Origin of the sequence: Clostridium thailandense (assembly GCF_019207025.1) — a bacterium.
GTDB lineage: Bacteria > Bacillota > Clostridia > Clostridiales > Clostridiaceae > Clostridium_AM > Clostridium_AM thailandense.
This window is the reverse complement of sequence record NZ_JAEEGC010000040.1, coordinates 1-19,745: the sequence shown is the minus strand read 5'-3', so window position 1 is coordinate 19,745 and position 19,745 is coordinate 1. Positions and strand designations below refer to the sequence as shown.

Annotated in this window: 18 protein-coding genes; 3 read left to right on the top strand and 15 right to left on the bottom strand. The window is 28.9% G+C overall.

Features of this window, described 5'->3' with window-relative positions:
* Positions 1-5: 5 nt before the first annotated feature.
* Complete coding sequence (locus tag I6U48_RS10040) at positions 6-1,619, bottom strand: response regulator (protein WP_218320280.1); 1,614 nt, start codon at positions 1,617-1,619, stop codon at positions 6-8.
* A 163-nt stretch (positions 1,620-1,782) separates the two neighbouring features.
* The gene (gene helD / locus I6U48_RS10035) at positions 1,783-4,077 is read right to left on the bottom strand and encodes an RNA polymerase recycling motor HelD (protein WP_218320279.1); all 2,295 of its coding nucleotides are present in this window, start codon (positions 4,075-4,077) and stop codon (positions 1,783-1,785) included.
* Positions 4,078-4,455: 378 nt separating this feature from the next.
* Between helD and I6U48_RS10030 the strand changes: the two genes are divergently transcribed.
* The gene (locus I6U48_RS10030) at positions 4,456-4,755 is read left to right on the top strand and encodes a CC/Se motif containing family (RefSeq protein ID WP_218320278.1); all 300 of its coding nucleotides are present in this window, start codon (positions 4,456-4,458) and stop codon (positions 4,753-4,755) included.
* 70 nt (positions 4,756-4,825) lie between these two features.
* Here I6U48_RS10030 and def read toward each other — a convergent pair whose 3' ends face one another.
* The 6 genes from def to I6U48_RS10000 all read right to left on the bottom strand — a co-directional run bounded on the left by def (position 4,826) and on the right by I6U48_RS10000 (position 10,945).
* A complete protein-coding gene (gene def, locus I6U48_RS10025; protein ID WP_218320277.1) occupies positions 4,826-5,293 on the bottom strand; it encodes a peptide deformylase in 468 nt (155 codons plus the stop codon).
* Between the two features lie 130 nt (positions 5,294-5,423).
* Positions 5,424-7,124, bottom strand: coding sequence for a B12-binding domain-containing radical SAM protein (locus I6U48_RS10020; protein ID WP_218320276.1), 1,701 nt, complete (start codon positions 7,122-7,124; stop codon positions 5,424-5,426).
* Between the two features lie 105 nt (positions 7,125-7,229).
* Positions 7,230-7,802 (bottom strand): class I SAM-dependent methyltransferase, encoded by a 573-nt coding sequence (locus I6U48_RS10015; protein WP_218320275.1) that lies wholly within the window; start codon positions 7,800-7,802, stop codon positions 7,230-7,232.
* A gap of 87 nt (positions 7,803-7,889) precedes the next feature.
* Positions 7,890-8,606 carry a zinc dependent phospholipase C family protein gene (locus I6U48_RS10010; protein ID WP_218320274.1) on the bottom strand — a complete coding sequence of 239 codons (717 nt, stop codon included), beginning with the start codon at positions 8,604-8,606 and terminating at the stop codon, positions 7,890-7,892.
* A gap of 46 nt (positions 8,607-8,652) precedes the next feature.
* Positions 8,653-9,963 carry a PQQ-dependent sugar dehydrogenase family protein gene (locus I6U48_RS10005; RefSeq protein ID WP_218320273.1) on the bottom strand — a complete coding sequence of 437 codons (1,311 nt, stop codon included), beginning with the start codon at positions 9,961-9,963 and terminating at the stop codon, positions 8,653-8,655.
* Positions 9,964-10,144: 181 nt separating this feature from the next.
* Positions 10,145-10,945: a glycerophosphodiester phosphodiesterase gene (locus I6U48_RS10000; protein ID WP_246615282.1), complete on the bottom strand. Its 801-nt coding sequence runs from the start codon at positions 10,943-10,945 to the stop codon at positions 10,145-10,147.
* 214 nt (positions 10,946-11,159) lie between these two features.
* On the opposite strand from I6U48_RS10000, the gene I6U48_RS09995 reads away from it, so the two are divergent.
* Positions 11,160-11,519: a protease inhibitor I42 family protein gene (locus I6U48_RS09995; RefSeq protein WP_246615281.1), complete on the top strand. Its 360-nt coding sequence runs from the start codon at positions 11,160-11,162 to the stop codon at positions 11,517-11,519.
* 110 nt (positions 11,520-11,629) lie between these two features.
* Here the strand turns inward: I6U48_RS09995 and I6U48_RS09990 are convergent, their stop codons facing one another.
* From I6U48_RS09990 to I6U48_RS09960, 7 genes are all read right to left on the bottom strand, one after another.
* Entirely contained in the window at positions 11,630-12,316 is a 687-nt protein-coding gene (locus I6U48_RS09990) for a YjgB family protein (protein WP_218320272.1), read from the bottom strand.
* Between the two features lie 150 nt (positions 12,317-12,466).
* On the bottom strand, positions 12,467-12,907 hold the full coding sequence (locus I6U48_RS09985; RefSeq protein ID WP_218320271.1) for a hypothetical protein: 441 nt from the start codon (positions 12,905-12,907) through the stop codon (positions 12,467-12,469).
* A gap of 190 nt (positions 12,908-13,097) precedes the next feature.
* Entirely contained in the window at positions 13,098-13,895 is a 798-nt protein-coding gene (locus I6U48_RS09980) for a phosphotransferase (protein WP_218320270.1), read from the bottom strand.
* A 639-nt stretch (positions 13,896-14,534) separates the two neighbouring features.
* Positions 14,535-15,185, bottom strand: a complete 651-nt coding sequence (locus I6U48_RS09975; RefSeq protein ID WP_218320269.1) for a lactate utilization protein — start codon at positions 15,183-15,185, stop codon at positions 14,535-14,537.
* Between the two features lie 193 nt (positions 15,186-15,378).
* Positions 15,379-16,851 carry an MFS transporter gene (locus tag I6U48_RS09970; RefSeq protein WP_218320268.1) on the bottom strand — a complete coding sequence of 491 codons (1,473 nt, stop codon included), beginning with the start codon at positions 16,849-16,851 and terminating at the stop codon, positions 15,379-15,381.
* Positions 16,823-17,308 (bottom strand): MarR family winged helix-turn-helix transcriptional regulator, encoded by a 486-nt coding sequence (locus I6U48_RS09965; RefSeq protein ID WP_218320267.1) that lies wholly within the window; start codon positions 17,306-17,308, stop codon positions 16,823-16,825. Before I6U48_RS09965 ends, I6U48_RS09970 begins: the two co-directional genes overlap by 29 nt.
* Positions 17,309-17,602: 294 nt before the next feature.
* Positions 17,603-18,394: a hypothetical protein gene (locus I6U48_RS09960; protein WP_218320266.1), complete on the bottom strand. Its 792-nt coding sequence runs from the start codon at positions 18,392-18,394 to the stop codon at positions 17,603-17,605.
* A gap of 313 nt (positions 18,395-18,707) precedes the next feature.
* Between I6U48_RS09960 and I6U48_RS09955 the strand changes: the two genes are divergently transcribed.
* Positions 18,708-19,307 carry a nitroreductase family protein gene (locus tag I6U48_RS09955; RefSeq protein WP_218320265.1) on the top strand — a complete coding sequence of 200 codons (600 nt, stop codon included), beginning with the start codon at positions 18,708-18,710 and terminating at the stop codon, positions 19,305-19,307.
* Positions 19,308-19,745 lie beyond the last annotated feature (438 nt).

Here is a 19,745-nt window from a genome sequence, read left to right as displayed (position 1 = left end):
TCTCCCTACTTTATATTTTTAAAGCTATTCCTATATTCTGAGGGTGATTGTCCTAAATTTTTTTTAAAACAATAGCTAAAATAATTAGGCTCAGAAAATCCAACTTTTTCTGCTATTATAAAGGTCTTTAAATTTGTATTTCTTAATAATTCTTTTGCTTTTTCCATTCTAATCTGAGTCAGATAACTTACGAAGGTAGTCTTAGTATCCTTCTTGAATATATAGCTAAAATAGGCTTGACTTATATGTAGATAATTACATATAGTATTTATATTTATATCAACATCTTGATATCTTTCTTCTATGTATTCCTTAGCATTATCTACAAGAAGCTTACTTAAATCCTCTCTGCCTTTAATAATGTGCTCTGAAATCTTTATTGAGATTTTCTTAATCCAGTTCTTTACCTCTACTAATGTGCTAAATTTATCTAATTCTATAAAAAAATTAAATTTCTCTCCAAATATATCCGCTATATCTACACTAGAGTCTTTAGATATCTTAATAATTATAGTTACAATCTGTATTAGATATATTTGATAATGTTCAATAGATGCCCTTGAAGCCTCAATCACTTTAAAAATATCTTCAACCGTAGAATATATTTCTTCTTTTGTTCCAGTCTTTATACAACTTTCCAACTGTCTTTCCTTTAGTTTATCAAATACTATTTCATTTTCTCTTTTAGGCTCAATATCATCAATAAATATAATTCTGTTATTGCCGAGGATAATTCTATAATCAAGTGCGGCAACTGCATTCTTATAGGAAATACTTACTCCTTCTATATCCTCGCAGCTTGTACCAATTCCAATTGTTATATTTAATTTTAGATATTTATCTACAGATTGCTTTATTTCTTCAAGTATTTTGGTAGTCTTCTGAAGCATTAGCTTTTTATCTTTTTCTTGTGATATACTCAAAATAACTATATTTCCCTCTTCAATAAATACTAGTCCAGCACAATATTTATTTATTATTTCTTCACATAAATTCAATACTTTAAATATAATAATTTCCTTATCTTTGCTTTCAATATTTTCTAATTTGTAATCGATTGCAATTATTGATATAAGAAAAGTTTCTCCTTCAAGACTAATATTATAATTTTTTTCTTTTTCTATAATTTCATCAATATCAATATTACCTCTAATAATAGAACTTAAGAACTTTTCTCTTAAAATTGGTAGACTTTTATGATAAAGTTCCTCAAAAAATTTCATATCTTTCTTTTCTTGAAACTCTTTATCTAATCTTTCCTTAACATTAATAAGCAATTTAATAATATCATTTGAAGATATCGGCTTTAAAATATATTCAATTACATTTAATTTTATTGCTGTTTTTGCATATTCAAACTCGTCAAAACCTGTTAATATAACTATTTTTACGGTAGCAAATCTTTCCGAAAGGATCTCAGAGAGCTCCATCCCATCCATGAATGGCATTTTTATGTCTGTGATCACAAGGTCTGGAACGTTTTTTTCTGCTATTTCAAGTGCCTCTCTTCCGTTTTCAGCTTCACCTATAATTTCAAAACCATACTTGTTCCATTGAATTTTATTAATTATGCCTTTTCTAACTTCTTCTTCATCATCTACAAGAATGATCTTATACATAATAATCCCCTTTTCCTCTCATTGTCCTTAAAATAATTATTCTTTATGATTTAAATTTTTACTTTCAAGTATTATATAAGGCTATAGAATAAATTAAGATTTTGCTTAACTTTTCTACAGCCCTTAAAAATGCTGCCACAGTTTCAAGTCAGAAGTTTTCGAATTAATCTATTAATTTTGATTTTTCTCCTGAATAAAATACATATTCTAAATGAAGCGCTCTTGTCAAGGCCACATATAATATCTTTTTATCCAACTCTTCTTCCCCATAGTTTTCTTCATTACAATTGTAGATTACAGTACAATCAAATTCTAATCCCTTTGTCATATAGGAAGGAATTATTATTTTCTCCAATTTCAAATTTTTATCAGTATCTTTAACTATATCCCAGTCAAATTCACTATATTTTTTTAAGTGTTCTTTGATTTTTTTACATTCACCATAGGTTCTACCTATAATCGCTATACTTTTTTTATTAATATTTTCAACTTCCTTAACTATCTTATCTATTCTTTCACCAAATTCTTTATTAGTTTTAAATTCTATGACCTCAGGAACCTTTCCATGTCTCAAAACAGGAATTGCTGGCTTTATTTTATTATTTTGTTTTTCTAATACCTTATTTGCAAATTCAATTATCTCTACTGTGGATCTGTAGCTTTGGGTAAGTTGAACATATGTAGCATCCTTTGAAAAAACCTCATCTATAAGCTTTTCCCAATTTTCAATTCCCTTATAATAATAAATACCTTGACCTACATCACCAACTATAGTTAAAGAATTATTTTCAACCAACTCTTTTAATACAGCAATTTGAAAAACACTATAATCCTGTGCTTCGTCTATTACTGTATGCTTATATTTGAATTTTTCCGGTAATCCTTCTATCTTTAGCTTTATATATAGCATAGCAGCTAAATCGTCACTATCAATTATTCCGTTCTCATAATTACTATTCAACTCTTCTTTCATATAATCTGCCAAGGCTTTAGGTATTTTTTCAGATGTAACCTCTTTAAAAATTTCCTCATTATTGAAAAAGTCTATATAAAGTTTTCTCGTGTCCACCTGCTTCCATTTATTAAAGTACCCATCAAAATTTTTCTTAGCTTGTATTTTTATTTCATTCTTTTTATTATCTCGCTCATCATACAATTCAATAAGCTTTTTTCGTCTTTCACTACCATCCTCCATAGATTTCTTTATTCTTGCTATCTGGTATTCATAGGAAAAATCAATTTTATCCAAAATTGATTTTATTTTTTCATCTATTTTTAAAGTAAAGTATCTTTTTATTTCATCTTTTCTCTTGTTTAGAGATAAATGAACTACATCCTTTGCATAAAGTCTTTGTATTTCCTTTTTATCAAATAAAACGTAATGATCAACTTTTATATCCTCTATTTCTAAATCTCTTATCTCCATATACCTTATATATCGATCTATAATACTTTTAAAACCTATAGTACCTCTTAATTTACTACTATTTGTAATAAATTTCAATTCACCATTTTCTTTGCTTTCAAGTATCTCAGAAAGCTTTTTGTCTTTCGAATATATTTTACTTTTTAATCCTAACACTTCAAGTGCAATGCCTTCAAAGGTATTTTGTCTTACGTTATCCACTCCTAGATCTGGAAGTACATCCGATATGTAATCCAAGAAAAGCTTGTTTGGTGCTATAACCAATATATCCTCTCCACTAAGTTTTTCCTTATATTTATACAATAAATATGCTAATCTATGCAGTGCTACTGTGGTTTTACCCGAACCAGCAGATCCCTGAACTATAAGCACTTTATTTTTATCAGCTCTAATAATGTCATTTTGCTCTTTTTGTATTGTAGCAACAACATCCTTTAATTTACTACTAACACTTTGCTCTAAATTTATTCTTAAATATTCATCTATTAAAGCATTTCCTTCTTCATTAGAAGATTTCAAAATTATCTCATTTATTCCTTCATCAAAAGCATCTATAAGTTCACTGTCTTTTATAATAAATTTCCTTTTAAGGCTTAATTCTCCACTTATTATGCCCATAGGAGCTCTATAGAAAGACTCTCCAAAGGTGCCACTGTAATAAAGATCTGCAATTGGTGATCTCCAATCAATTACCTTCTCATCTCCAGTTTCTAAGTCTCCTATTCCAAACTTACCTATATAAAATATTTCTTTTTCTCGTCTATATTCTCTGAAATCTATTCTGCCAAAATAAGGTTGCTTTTGTGCTTCATTGTATTTTTGAACATTTTTGTGAGTTATCGCGTAAAGCTTTTCTTTAGTTTCTAATTCCTCATTGTATTTTCCTTTTGATTGCTTTCTTAAAGCATCTATTTTTCCTTTTAATTGTTTATCATCCTCTTGAATTTTTCCAAGCTCTTTATTAATCCAAATTTTTGTTTCCTTAAGATTTTTCTTTTCAAAGTCCATTTGATCACAGTTTAAAGCCACCATTGAACACCTCCAATCATATCGCAGAATCTTATTTTATATTTAAGTTGAAAATATGTCAACGTAATCAATGAATATTAATTTTTACAATACTATTTATATTTTATCACTTATAACATCTTAACGCAAAAGTGGCTGTCATGCTTATCAAGTGCGACAGCCAATCATAACAGTGGCTTTCACCACAATCAATAAAACTAACTTAGTTCCAGGACATCCATTTTTATAATAATACATGATTCTATCTGAACTTTTAAGAAATCAAATGTACTAAAATTATTATTGCTAAATTTTCTCAAAATCAATTCTGTTCAATATTGACAAATTAATTTTTATATATTAAAATTCCATTATACCCCAGATAGGTATGGAGGTGTTATTATGGTTACAATAGAAGAAAATGCTCTTAATTATGCAAAACAGAAAGAAGGAAGTTTTATTATTAAAACTATTTCTGCCTCAGGCGGTTGCTGTGAAATGCCTATTAAAAGCCTCTGTATTGAGGTTTTAAAAAATTTTAAATCTAACAAAAATTATATATCTTATGAATATAACGGGATAAAAATTTTCATAGAAAAAGGGCTTAAGTTAGATGATGAAATATTAGTCTATAGAAAACTCAGATTACCTCTTGTAGGCAACATATTTGGTGTAAAAGGAGTTTCTATAAAGTACATTTAAAATCTGTAAATAAAAATAACTTCGTATTTCTTTACTCATACGAAGTTATTTTTATTATAGAATCAATATTCTATTCTTCTTCTATTTTATAAACTTTTTTGCACCTATCTGTGTATATAATTCCATCTAGATGATCAATCTCATGGCAGAAAGCTCTTGCTAAAAATCCTTCTGCGGTATATTCTACTTCATTGCCCTCTAAAGTTATACCTAAAACTATTACTCTTCTAGGTCTTACTACTTCCCCTTCGTATCCAGGATAACTTAAACATCCTTCTATATCTTCTACTCTTCCTATTTTTTTAGTTATTTTAGGATTTATAAGTATTATAGGTTCACTTCCATCTCTAAGGTCTATAAGTATTACTCTCTTTAACACCCCTATCTGAGGAGCTGCTAGTCCAACACCATCTGTATTATACAAAGTGTCTTTTAAATCTTGTATAAGACTTAATACCTCTTCATCTATTTTTTCTACTCTTCTACTTACTCTTGTTAATGTTTTATCTCCAAATTTTAATATGTCTTTAATTGCCATAAATGTTCTTTTAAAACCTCTCTACTGTATTAAGATATTACTTCTAGCATATCAGGTCTTAAAATTCCCTCCCTCTTAATATATTACTTAAGTAATTATACATTCATTTTATACTTTCATCAAGGACATGCTATATATCTATAAACTTCTCTTTTATATTTTCCAAATCAAATATTACATAATGGCTTCTTTCTTTTACTCTGCCAGTGTTAATAAATAGCTCAATGTCGATAAAAAACTTTTCAGCATGATAACTAGTTGATACCTTAATTTTTTCTTTTTCTATTAGTTCTTTTATTCTTCTCTCTTCTCCCTTATTTCTTTCTCTATTTAAAAACTCAGGAAGATATTTCTTCTTATTGAATTTTAAATAATCATATTTTATAATTTCTTTCAAGCTCAAGCTGTCTTCTTTCAAAATCTCTTCACTAAATTCAACAAATACTTTATAATAATCTGCTGCTGATATGTTTCTGTTTAAATATCCTTTGTCATGAAAAAATGTTCCTAGTTTTTCATAAAAATCAAAAGGCGTCTCAAACTTAGGTAGAAAATAATTCAGTATATTATTAAACTTTCTTGAGTTATAATATTTATCTAAAACTTCTTCTATTCTTTTTAAAATAAGTAATTCCCTATAACTTATATTTCTTGTACTTAAAATTTCATAAGGTGGATAAGGCGAATATAACATTCCCCACTTTTCGGCTTCCAATCTCATATCTGATCCCTTTAAAAGTTTTAAAAATCCAAGCTGTATCTCTTCAGGTTTTATGGAATAAACATCATTAAAAGATTTTTTAAAGGAATAAAAATCCTCTCCTGGAAGACCTGCAATCAAATCAAGATGTTGTTTTATATTCCTTATTCTTTCTAGTTCTTCAACCTTTTCCTTTATATCTTTAAAATTCACATATCTATTTATGTTTTTAAGCACTTGGTTGTTAGTAGTTTGAACCCCTACTTCAAACTGAATTCTTCCTACAGGTGCTAATTCTAAAAGTTTTATTTGCTCATCTGTTAATATATCTGCTGATATTTCAAAATGAAAGGTTGCTTCAGTATCTAAGCTCATTAGAAATTTCCATACTTCAGTAGCAAATTTTGCATTACAGTTAAAGGTTCTATCAACAAACTTAATAAGTCTTACCCCTTTTTCAATTAAGAAGCTAATTTCACTCTTTACCCTATCTAAATTTAAAAACCTCACACCATGGGTAGTTGAAGATAAGCAGTATTTGCAATTAAAAGGGCATCCCCGTGAAGCTTCATAGTATGCTATTCTATTTTGTAAGTTGTCTTCCTCATTGTATGGAAACACAACATTATTCATATTCATTAATTCTCTATGCCCATTAAAGGATATATTGTCCTCCATTTTAAAGCATAGTCCTTTAATCTTTTTAAGTATATCATTTACACATATATCTTCTTGAGATTTTCCAAGTTTTAATTGGCATTCTATAAATTCATAATATGTTTCTTCTCCCTCTCCGCATATTACATATTCTCCTGGATTTTCTTTCAAAAAAATCTCACTATCATAGGACACTTCAGGTCCTCCATATAATATTTTAATTTTGGGATTTACAAGCCTAATAAGTGATGCTAATTTTTTAACCATTTGTATATTCCATATGTAACAAGAAAAAGCCAGTATATCCGGCTCCTCATAAATAAGCTCTTCTAGTATCTTATCTTCCCTATCATTTACAGTAAATTCTCTTATAACACAATTATAGTTTAAATTTTTTGTATATTCCTTTAAATATCTTACAGCTAAATTACTGTGTATAAATTTAGAATCAAGCGCTGTTAACACTACTTTCATATTTAATTCCATTCCCTTTCAGTTTAATACTATTATTTTCATAACACTTTATATAGTATACATTATTCCAACCTTTTAAATCAATGATTTAAAAATTCTTCCAATCTAATTAGCACCAATTTTCTCTTTAGTTTCTTTTTCCTTTTTCAAAACCCCGTTATTAACATTACTTAACATCAACTTTTTCCTTGCTTTTATATAATATATTCCATCAGAGGACTTAGAATCAAGTATATCAAAATAGTTTTCTAACAATGTAATTGTATTTTCTTTAGAAATATCTTTTAATATGTTTAACTCCTTTATATCCATATGTTTTATTTTACTTCCTGGTATAACAATTTTTATATGCCCATTAAAAATTTTTCCATATCCTTTATCAATATCCCATATATAGATTATCCCGTCTTTATTTAAATATTTATATATATCTTTGATAAGATCCCTTTTTCTGTTTTTTAACCATATGCTGTTTAAAGAAAAAAATAATATACAGCTATCATAGAAATTTTCATGTATGTTTTTTTTCCCTTCTTTACCACTAATATATTCTACATTTATATCATCATTATATTTCTTGTAAATATTATAAAATATGCCCTGATTCTCCATTCCAATATCTAATATATTACCCCTAAATATTTCTCTTTCCATGCTTATAAATATATTTTTTTTCATATCCCCACCTACCCTTATTCTTTATACTTTTGTTAGATTTAACATATGTAGATATATATTCTTTATAAAAAAAGAAATTCCTCCAAATTAAGGAAGAATTTCATATTTCTTTAATTCATTATAATATCTGATCATAAAACCAGCAGTAGTCCTCTGTGCTTCTTTTAATATTATTGCTGCTATGTTTCCATACTTTTCATCTCTCGATTCTATCGATATATTTTTTATATAAGTGCTATTAGCCATTATAGCATTATTTCTTATAAATTCGTCAATACTCTCATATATCACAGCTCCATCTTTGGCTATAAAAGAATAGTCAGTGAGCAGCCTACTTATAATCCACAATTCAAATTTTCTATGACTCTTTAAAAGTTTATTGTTCACATGTTGAGGTACCGTAGCATCTTGAACTAAATGACAGGATGCTCCAAGGTAAAATAACGATTTATTGATATCCCCAGCATTTATAAATGCCATAGACTTACTATAATATTTTTTACATTCTGTTAAAGCATCTGAAAAACCATACAGTCCTTTTCCTTTAGTTACATGATAAAAATGATTGGAGCTTTTAAAATCTTGATCTGCCCACGCTACTCCAGTGTTCAACGAATTTACATGCTCTTTAAAAAATCTATACTGTTCCTCATAACCATCATTTTTTAATATTTCTATAGCTTGCATTATTATAAATTTATGAACAGTACAATGAGTTTTTAATATTTTCTTTTTAAGAGGATTAACCGCATGAAATATTCCTCTTAAAGCTCTTCCATAGGTGCTTTCTATTTTTCTTCTCATTTTTCTTCTATCTCCCCATAAGTTTCACTTTTTTTATAGTCTCTCTTTAATTTGTATTTTTTATAAATCTTAATGTCATTAATATTCCAATTACAGTAATACTCAAAAGATATGCATAAAATTCTTTGTCTATATTTATACCTTTCTTAATTACTTCTTTCTCTATACTATATAAATATCCTGAATTTCCGTCAAGAATCAAGAACTCCTTTGCCGCAAACTTTAAGCTTAAAATTTGAACATTTTGATTAAATTTCACACATTCTTTTATACTACCAGTGCCATTGAATCCATATAGTTCATTATTAAATTTATCATAAAAATATATGCAATTTTTTTCACCTAATGCTCCTGTATTATCTATAGCAAGCGATACTATAGAATTAGGATTTTTATTTTGATACATAGGCCCTGGTGGATTTGTAGTTGGATGATTTTCCAATATAAACTGAAGTCCATTTGCTCCTCCTTTAAATCTTGGGGATGTAACGGGGTCTCCTCCACTATAATCTGGCCATCCATACCATACACCCTTTTTTATTTCATATAAATAATCTGAATCTCCTTTAACCGGCCTAGATCCTCTATTTTCCATTCCACCAACTGCTGCTATTAACTTGCCTTCATTTGTAAAATCCATTCCTGTTATGTTTCTTATACCCCATGCAAAAGTTTCACTATTTCCTGTTTTTAAATTATATATTAATACTGAAGCGTTACCTGGAAAGTGCTCAGGAATTATTTGTCCATTTATACTTTTTGTCCTATAACTTTGAAAAGCTCCTGTTTTATCTTTTCCGAAATCTAATCCTTTTAGTGTTATATCCTTAGGAGTTATATCATGAATATATGGTGTATCTTTTACCCATGTATTATCTTCACCTACAACCCCTGAATTCGTTACAGCACCTATTGTAACATACATATAATCCCCTTTTATTTTTATCAAACTATTTTTGTAATCACCATAGTTTGGCAAGTTACTTAGTGCTTCCATAAGCTTTTTGCTTGATAAATCATAACAATATATTTTTGTATTTGATGAGAAATATAATTTATTATCAAAGTATTCAATACTAAAAATATTTAGGTCTTTATTTTTGTAAATATCATAACTTTGTCCATTATTTTTAATTAGTTGAATTTCATTGCTGTAAGCTATGTAATAATCACCTTTTTCATCTACAGTAAAATCCACAGCACCTTTTATTCCTTTATATTTAATTTTATAATTCAGGTTAGAGTTTTTCATACTAATATTATTATCAAAAGATTCATTATAATAATATTTTTTTAGTAAAAAGATTGCTGCAAAAACAATAGCACAGCATACGATAATACTTAAAAATTTTTTCATACTGCATCTCCTTAATTACAATTTCTCTATCATATATATATTTTAAAATTTTGTTGTATATGTATATTATAATGACAGTATTTCTAAAAATTAAAAATAAAATTTGAAATTTAGCTTTAAAGCATAGTACAGCAATAAAAAAGTCTCTGAAAATTCAGAGACTTTTTACAAATATATTATATTAAATATTTTCTAAAACATTTGGGTAATCCGTTATTATATCGTCAACTCCTATTTGAATAAGCTTCTTGGCATCATCTATGTTATCCACAGTCCATACATGTACTTTCTTATTATTCCTATGAAGTTTTTCTACTATTCCCTTATTAACCTTAGGGTAGTAAATACTATAATAGTCCACATATTGTAAGTTTAAATTATCTTTTTTACTCAAATATGTAATATATCCTGTCCTAATTCTAGGATTTAATTTCTTTACTTTTACCAATGCACTATAATCAAAAGAGCATACCAAACATTTATTTTCAAAATTATTATTCTTAATAATTTGTACAACTTTCTTTACTAGTTCTGTATCATCTTTATAGTTTTTAATCTCAATATCTAAATTAATTTTTCCGCTTGATGCCTTTATGACTTCATCTAATGTAGGTATTTTTTCGCCTTTAAATTTTTCAGAATAAATACTTCCCAAATCTATTTTTTTTATATCTTTATACAAAACTTCTGAAGTATTCTTATCCACCTTTGCAACTCTTTTTAAATTTTTATCATGCATTAGTATAACTACACCATCTTTTGTTTCCTGTACATCCAATTCTGCATAGTCAGCTTTATCTTCTGCTGCACATAGAATTGAACTTATGGTATTTTCTGGCGCACGCTTACTACTCCCTCTATGCCCTATTATTTTTACATTTTTACTTTTAACAGTGAATTTTTTAACACTATAATTGTCTGTAGCCATAATGGAAACCATAATAACAATTAATATTACCAATATTTTTTTTATATTAATCAACTCCTCTAACACAACTATTTCTTATAACAACACTTTAGACCGCAATTTAGTGATTCTCTTTACATCTTATACATGAAGAGTCTATTATCTTTTATATCGTATACATCAATCATAAATTAAGCCCTTTATTAATAAAACTTATGAACCAATATAATCACATTCTGAATTATGTTCATATACTGCTAATAAATATGTTATTCATGGGGGGAGTCATATGTATTGTCCTTTTATGGACGTTAACTTTAGTAGACTAGATGAAGATCACGGAAACCTTTTGTTAGATAAAGGCACTAACATAATGAATGTCGGAAAAAAAGGTTGGATTATATTAGATGCTAATTCAGCCTCCACTGGGTATCAATGGAAGCTAATTTCTGATAACTCTGGAACTTATAAGCTAGTTGATAACTTTTATTTACCTTCTTACACTGGTGCAGTTGGGACACCTGAAAAATCCATATGGATAATACAAGCAATACGACCTGGTCAAGGCTCTATATTGCTCGTATATAAAAGATCATATTCAGATGAAGCTGATGGAAAACAAATAATATTTAAAATTAATATAAAATAAATTGTAGATACCATAACAAAAATAGACTGTTGCATTATAGATAACCTTCAGCCTTATCCATAATTGCAACAGACTTATTATGAAGAACTATTTTATCTAGACTCTTTTCATTACCACTGTCTTCCTGGATCATCTGCCATCAAATTAGCTGTACCTTTAGGATATAAGACAGAATAATGTGCTAATAATGGGTCATTACTTCCCTTAGCTGTCTTAGGAAATACTAATAAAATTTTATAATCCTGTCCTGCAGTATATCCAATAATTTCTTCATCATTATTTTTCACATCATATGCAGGCGTTCCATATACTTTTTTTACCATAGACAAAGGTATTTTATTTAAACTGTTATCAAATGATCTAACCTCGAAAATTTGAGCGCCTTTGTTAAAACCAAAAGCTAATTTATGTTTAGAATAAGTAGCGTAAGTTCCCTTAGCTGCTGGTACCCAATCAGTCTTATCTGGCTTCCCTAGCTTCTTCTCAATATCATCTATGACTGTTGTTTTAACAGGAAACTCAGAATTAATAACTTTTCCCTGCTGTGCTAATTTTTTAATATTCATTAGAAGTGCTTTCTGCGTATCTTCTTGTGATGATGAGCCTTGTGGTACTGCAGCATTCTTATCTGGTGCTGAGTTCGCATTCACATCGGTATTTGAGCTCTGATTTTTATCATTCTTAGCAGTTGAATTTGTATCTGAAGGTTTAACAGCATTTGAACAACCACCCATAAAAGTTAAGAATAATGCTAAAATAATACTAACAACTGATACTTTTCTAAATTTTAAAATCATATAAATCCTCCCATTACATTAGACATAGATATTAAGTATTTTGTGCAATATATAGTTTTTTATCTATATTTTTTCTTGAAAATTTCTTTGCAATATTCTCTGTTAATGCTTCCTTAGGTATAAAGAAGGTTTTACTGTTATTAAGTTGAGCTAAGAACCATTTGTCTTATCAAGCCCCTCAGAAATATCTCCAAGTCCATTACCACTTGAAAAATCACGTGCTGATAACTTATCGTTCATCTGGTTTAAACCATCATTAATTTTGTTAACTCCGTCCTTCGTAGCCGAAATTCCACCTACCACTGTTTTGGTTTGATCACTTATATAAAACTCATCTATTGGTTCACCTTTTGGCTGAGTTATTGTTAATACCTTTTTGACTCCACTTAGTCCCTTTATTCTTTCATCTATTCCATCAATAACCGATAAAGAGTCATTATTATCCATAGCTTTATCATTTTCTATTACTACCGTTGCAGGTAAAGCCTGCCCCTTTCCGAGATGCTCTGCTGCAATATTAAAGCCTTTAGATGATGAATAGGAATTTCCTAATTCCTTATAAAAGGTGTTAAAGTCAAAATTTCTAAACAAGAGAACTATTGCACCTATAGTAACTACATTTCCCGATTGATATATTCCAAATTCAGCAAAACTAAGGCTTAAAAAGGCTATAAATACTGTGAGTATGCTGTAAATTATAGTTTTTCCTGTTTAAATCTATTATTCAGTATCTGATATTTTTTTCGTTATCAGAGAAGTAAATCTACTTACTTCTCTTTCTTTAAGATATATTATTTTCAATAAATTTCCACAGTTCTTCTTTAAAAGGTGCACCTAAAATAATTAACTCTGCCGCTCTAATTATCTCCCATTTCAGTAACAACTCATAATTTATTTTTATGTTTTCATTATATGCATTTAAATATTTTTTGATAAATTTCTCTCTAACAGACCAAGTTTTAGGTCCGTGTATAATATTCGGAGAACAATACCTTATCAGCATTATTGTTCTTGCTATGTCGCCATGGTAATCTCCCCTACCAGCTCCATCCCAGTCAATAACCCAAGATTTATTGTTTCCGACAATTACATTGCCTAGGTGAAAATCATTATGACACAAATTTTGAGAAGTTGGTAAATCATTAAATAAAGAAATTATACTCTTGTAATATCCTCCAAGTATGTAGGAATTTTTTGAAATAACCTGGTAAATTCTTTCTTGTGTATCTGAAAAATCATTATTATTTTCTAAATCTATCTTGTTGACACTGGAATGCAATTTTCCAAAAAATATTGCATATAATTCGTAGGCAAAAAAGTTTTCTTCAATTAAATACATTAAGGAAAATCCCTTAACTCTTTCCATAGTATATCCATTTCGAGTTCCTTGAATTTTAGCTTCAATAGGTCTTGGAATCCTCACCGGATAGTTTAATAAGGTATTCATTATTTCATACTCAGTCTCAACAAACTTTTCCTTATCTGCAATGAATGTAAAAATTGGTTTATATAGTTTCATAATTGTATCTGAATCAATTTCAAATATTTCAGCAGTAACTCCCTCACCTATCTTTTTCATTTTCAAGACTCCTTTTCAACAAAATAGAATTCTTAATACCAGTTTGTGCCTGTATACCTTAATTTAATTATATAAATATAATGTTTTTTCTTCTTTCATAATTACATTGGTAAGTATAAGCAATTTAAATGCAGTATACCATCCTTCTTACATCAAAACTTGGGTTAGATTCTGCTATTCCTAAATGAACGCAATTTTCTCTGGCAATTCTTTCTAATTTTCTATATCCATGTATAATTGAACCTTTGTTTCCAGTTACTACATGAATTTTACTTTCCAGTGCTTTTCTAATATAAGTCAGTGATGGTTCTCCCGTATACGCAGAGAAAGGTTACCAAAGCTGAAGGCACATATAAAAACTTTTTTATCAGTCTTAGTGAAGCATTTTAGAAAATTTTAGGACCTTTGATATGTTTGAGGTATGAGTTTATCAAAGGTTCTCAGAAATATATGAAACTCCTCTTCCTTACGTCAGATGAGTAAGCGACTATCACTAAATCATAGATTTAGGATATCTGCTTAAATGCTGAGCTTTAGAATGATTAAAAGTTTTTATCGTGCCGAAGCTTGGTAACCTCTCTCGGAGCATAATTCTATTTTCGGTTGTGTTTGCCTAGATATAATACTTCATTACAATAATTAATAACCGCATCTTTCACCTATAATTACTACAGTCATATCTGTAACCATTGGTTTTCTTCTTAATACAGAATATACTCTACATATTCTGCTTGAAACCTTACAATCCATGCATGTGCCGGTTTTTGTACAAGGATTTGGAGTGCTCAATCTTTTATTATTCATAGGTGATGCTATACCTTCTAATCTTTCGAAAGCCGCTTTCTCATCCTTACATATCTTATTAACACTTACTGCTATTATAACTTTTTTAGGACCAAAAGTCATTGCACTAACTCTATTTCCCATACCATCTATGTTTACAAGTGTACCATCTAAAGTAACTGCGTTACTACTGCATAAAAATAAGTCACTTGTTAATTCTTGTCTTGCTGTAGCCAATTTTTCTTCAGGAGTAAGACCAGCTGCACCATGATCTAAGACTACTCCACCAGCAGCTCTTACCTTATCTTGAATTTTCATGCCATTTATTGTCATAGATCCACCAAAACCAACTTTGGTTTCAGGCTTTACATGTTCCATTATAAAGGCTGCTGCTTCATCAGCAGTTGCAAAATATATTGCATCAAAATCATTTTTCTTAAAGGCTTCTACTACCTTTTGTCCAAGAGCCTCATTATGCCAGTTCTTTACTTCACTATTTATTTCCATACCAATTCCCCCTAAAATTTAGATTTAATAGTTAAATCTATTTTTATATTAATTTTATCTCCTAATAATAAGCAACCTTCAAAGATAAAACTCTATAAAAAGATTATAGTTTACTAGTATAACATTTTAAAGTACTTACTTTTTCCATACTTAGTCACTTATTACCCAGTAATTCTCTTCTATCCTAATATTATTAATTTAAAATTGTATCTTCTTTCATATGGCTGGTTTCAATTTCAACGTCTTTTAATTTTTTACTGTTATATAGCCTTAATGCAGTTATTACTACTCCAATTACGCACATAGCCGCTGCAGATATATACACACATCTCATACCATAAATAAATACATCAGCTCTACCTTTTACATAGTCAATTACTCTGTATCCAACCTTATAACTCATTCTATTATATAGTAAAAGAGTAGCAAGAGAAGTTCCTATAACCATTCCAAGGTTTCTAATAAGTGAATTTACACTTCCTGCAATACCAAGCTTATCTTTTGGAACTGTAGACATTACTAATGAGTTGTTAGGTGACTGAAACATTCCATTCCCCACGGTCATTATTACTATATATGTCACAAACATAATAACTGAAGACTTTTCATTTAAAGTAGATATAAGTAACAATCCTAGGCTCGTAAATGCAAGTCCAATTAATGTGAGAATTTCTGACCCAATTTTATCTGATAAATAGCCACTACAAGGAGCCACTACAGATAAAACGATTGGTGATACCATCATAAAAAATCCAGTTGTTGCTGGAGAAAATTTCAAAGCATCTTGAAAATAAAAAGGCAGTATTATATTCGATGCACCAATTGCAATAAATGAAATAAAAGCACACACTATGCTTATAGAAAACAGACTATTTTCAAAAATTTTCAATTGAAGCAGCGGCAATTCCATTTTTCTCTCAACTACAATAAATGTTATCAACGATATAAATGCAATAACAAAAGCTGAGATCATAATTGGATTATCATACCCAGTACTCTGACCTTGAACTATCGCTCCAAATAATAGTACAATAGCTATTGTAAATAAAATAGAACCTTTTATATCAAGTTTTTCATCAAGTATTGTATTTGTCTTTGGAAATACCCTAATCGTAAGTATAAAAACAATTATACCTATAGGTACATTTATTAAGAATATATATTTCCAACTTATAGCTGAAACAATCATGCCTCCTAACGGAGGTCCAGCCATAGCACCTAAAGCAACAAAGGTTCCCAGAACCCCAAGTGCTCTTCCCCTCTCATTTGGAGGAAAAACCTGTGTTATAATTCCTTGATTAGTTGCCATAGTTGCTGATGCACCTATGGCTTGTATAACTCTTGCTGCTACAAGCACAGGAAGTGAATTTGTAAAACCACACAGTAGTGACCCTAAGGTAAAAAGAACTATGCCAAACCTAAATATTTTGATTTTTCCTTTTATATCTCCAAGTCTTCCAAATATCAAAATTGTGGCTGCAATAGTTATCAAGAAGCTTGTAACTACCCATTCAATAGCAGCCATGCTGACATTTAGCTTATCTGACATATCTGGAAGTGCCACATTAACAATGCTGCCATCCAAGGTTGCCATAAACGTTGCTGATAAAAGTGTAAATAAAATTATCCATCTTTTTTTATATATTTCGCTTTCTATCTTGTTCAATTCTTTTCATCCTTTCACAATAATTTCTTTTAAATTTCTTTCCATTCTCTAAAACATTCTCTAAAAATTCTATAGAAGCTTCTATTTTTTCTTTTTCATTTCCCTGGACTAAAATTTCAATCCATTCTTCAATGATTTCAAGAATTTCAGGAATTATCTCTTTTGCTTTCTCTGTTATATAAAGCTTATAAGCTCGTATATCCTCTTTATTTTCTTTTTTTTCTATATAACCAAGTTCTATTAGTTTCTTAATAGTTCTTGCAGACATAGCTTTATCTACACTGAGTTCTCTACTTATTTCATTTTGACTTATCCCTCCCATTCTATTTAACACTAGTAAGTAAGGATATGTTCCCACAGTAAGGTTGTATTTTTCAAGTTTTTTATCAATATATCCTTGAGTACACCTATAAATGCTATTGGTCAATTTAATTAACATTCTCACTTTATCTTCCATATGTTCTCCTATCCTATACTATTTAGGTATATAGAATTTGGGTAAAAACTCTATATTCATTTTAATTTTTCCCCGTTATAATTTTTCAAATTGATAAAATAAAACTTTTACTAAAATAGTAATATCACAATATAGTTGATTAGTCAACCATATTGCATCGATTTCATAAATTATATTTTTATAAAAACATGTACACACAGTAATATAAATAAATTTTCTAGCGTATATCTTCATATTTTTGCTATAAAAACAAATTAAACGAACAGTTTTAAACTATTCGTTTATATCTTAAATCTATTCTTCTTTGTTATCGATTAATTTATCTATAGCAAAATCCAAAATCCTTTCTCCTGTAGTTATCATCTTCTTGCTTTGTTTATAAATCATGTGACCTGTTCCTTTAACTAGTGCAGTAGCCATATTTTTCTTATAATTCTTACTAAAATCATCTATTTGCTTTTCAGTAGCACCAAGTTTTCTTGCTTGACTTAAAGCTCTTTCTAAGGTCCATTTATCTTTATCAAAAGCGTTTTCTAAAGCCCCTCCTAAAAGCTCGGTACCTATATCAATGGTGCTTCCTATTAAATCAAAAGGCGCCTTTATTCCATTTATAATTATGAAGGTCTTTTTATAAAACTTTAATGTTTCTGCAAGCTTTAACCAAGAATAGATATCCTCTGGATGTTTTACTACCGTTTCCTTTACTTTTTCTAATTCGGAAATCCCTTCCGCTAAATCATTTGCAAATGTAGCTATCGGTAGTTCATCAAACTCTTTTTTAATCTTTTTAATAGTGTTTAAATCTTTATTTTCCTCTTTTCTTTTTAGCCTTGAATTTTTTACTTCCTGTTTTAACTGTAATTTTATAAATTCCCGCTTTTTTTGTCTTTCTGTTTTATGATCCTTTATTTTTTTCTCTAAATTCTCTTTTTTTATTATTAAGTGGGCACCTTCTTTATCATTCATATTTTCGAGTTTTCTATTTATATCATTGATTTTGCTCTCCAGTAATTTATTTTTAACATTTTCTTCAGCTGAACTTACAGCTATCTTTGCAATTTTTTTTAACTTATTTATTAAACTCATGATTATATCTCCCAAACTAATTGTTTAAATCTTGCATTTTTTCAATAAAAACACTCTAAACCAGTTAGTATATTATACATTCATTTTAATTTATAAAATTTAATAGTTCAACATTGATTAATAAATTTATATTTATTAAAAATAATTATTGACTAATAATTATTTTCGTATCATAATATAGTTAACTCACAAATTGAATTAGTTAAAACTTCATTAGTACCAAAGTAGTTCTAAATTATAACTTTGAATATATTATTCTTCAATGAAGATAATAAAAAATAAAGTTTTATATAAAAAATAAGGAGTGATAATAATGTTAAAAGATTTTTATACAGCTGTAGCGGATAGACGTACATTTTATGGAATTAGTAAAGAATCCGTAATTTCAGATGAGAAGATTAAAGAAATAATCGAATATGCGGTAAAACATACTCCATCAGCTTTTAATTCCCAAAGTACAAGAGTAGTTTTACTTCTTGGAGAGCACCATAATAAATTATGGGATAACACAAAAGAAGCGTTGAGGAAAATTGTACCACCAGATAAATTTGCTCCTACTGAAGATAAAATAAATTCATTCCAAAATGGATATGGCACTATCTTATTCTTTGAAGATACCAGTATAATTGAATCTCTTCAAAATCAGTTTGCTCTTTATAAAGATAACTTTCCGATTTGGGCACAGCAATCAAATGGTATGCACCAATATGTTATTTGGACTGCATTAGAAACTGAAGGTTTTGGTGTATCACTGCAGCACTACAACGAAGTTATTGAAATTGATGTAAAAAAAGAATGGAATATACCTGATAACTGGAAACTCGTTGCACAAATGCCTTTTGGAAAACCAACATCAGCACCAGGCGAAAAACAATACCAACCGCTAGAAGATCGCGTTAAAGTATTTAAGTAAGTGAAATTTTATAGGAGGGTGTGATAAAGTCCATTTTATATATCAAAAGATGGAAAATAAAAATGTCCAATGCATTGATATTTAAGGATTTACCTAATGTTAAATTTTGTTTAATCACACCATCCTATAGGGTTGCACGGCCGACACTTAACTTACACTCCGGCATATGTTTCCAAGCTTCAGCACGATAAAAACTTTTGTCAATCTAAAGCTCAGTATTTTGAAAATCTAAGAATCTTTGATAAACTCGTACCTCAAACATATCAAAGACTCTAAGATTTTCTAAAATACTGAGCTAAGGTTGACTAGAAAGTTTTTATATGTGATTTCAGCTTTGGAAACATATCCCTGCGTATAAGTTAAGTGTCGGCCGTGGATGCCTATAAATGCAACATTCCCTTTGCTACCTCTCTATTCTTGATGTATAACATCAAGATT

Excerpts from the sequence above, each read along its gene's own strand:
- I6U48_RS10040 (WP_218320280.1), bottom strand. The coding sequence starts at position 1,619 with ATGTATAAGATCATTCTTGTAGATGATGAAGAAGAAGTTAGAAAAGGC.
- helD (WP_218320279.1), bottom strand. The coding sequence starts at position 4,077 with ATGGTGGCTTTAAACTGTGATCAAATGGACTTTGAAAAGAAAAATCTT.
- I6U48_RS10030 (WP_218320278.1), top strand. The coding sequence starts at position 4,456 with ATGGTTACAATAGAAGAAAATGCTCTTAATTATGCAAAACAGAAAGAA.
- def (WP_218320277.1), bottom strand. The coding sequence starts at position 5,293 with ATGGCAATTAAAGACATATTAAAATTTGGAGATAAAACATTAACAAGA.
- I6U48_RS10020 (WP_218320276.1), bottom strand. The coding sequence starts at position 7,124 with ATGAAAGTAGTGTTAACAGCGCTTGATTCTAAATTTATACACAGTAAT.
- I6U48_RS10015 (WP_218320275.1), bottom strand. The coding sequence starts at position 7,802 with ATGAAAAAAAATATATTTATAAGCATGGAAAGAGAAATATTTAGGGGT.
- I6U48_RS10010 (WP_218320274.1), bottom strand. The coding sequence starts at position 8,606 with ATGAGAAGAAAAATAGAAAGCACCTATGGAAGAGCTTTAAGAGGAATA.
- I6U48_RS10005 (WP_218320273.1), bottom strand. The coding sequence starts at position 9,963 with ATGAAAAAATTTTTAAGTATTATCGTATGCTGTGCTATTGTTTTTGCA.
- I6U48_RS09995 (WP_246615281.1), top strand. The coding sequence starts at position 11,160 with ATGTATTGTCCTTTTATGGACGTTAACTTTAGTAGACTAGATGAAGAT.
- I6U48_RS09990 (WP_218320272.1), bottom strand. The coding sequence starts at position 12,316 with ATGATTTTAAAATTTAGAAAAGTATCAGTTGTTAGTATTATTTTAGCA.
- I6U48_RS09980 (WP_218320270.1), bottom strand. The coding sequence starts at position 13,895 with ATGAAAAAGATAGGTGAGGGAGTTACTGCTGAAATATTTGAAATTGAT.
- I6U48_RS09975 (WP_218320269.1), bottom strand. The coding sequence starts at position 15,185 with ATGGAAATAAATAGTGAAGTAAAGAACTGGCATAATGAGGCTCTTGGA.
- I6U48_RS09965 (WP_218320267.1), bottom strand. The coding sequence starts at position 17,308 with ATGGAAGATAAAGTGAGAATGTTAATTAAATTGACCAATAGCATTTAT.
- I6U48_RS09960 (WP_218320266.1), bottom strand. The coding sequence starts at position 18,394 with ATGAGTTTAATAAATAAGTTAAAAAAAATTGCAAAGATAGCTGTAAGT.
- I6U48_RS09955 (WP_218320265.1), top strand. The coding sequence starts at position 18,708 with ATGTTAAAAGATTTTTATACAGCTGTAGCGGATAGACGTACATTTTAT.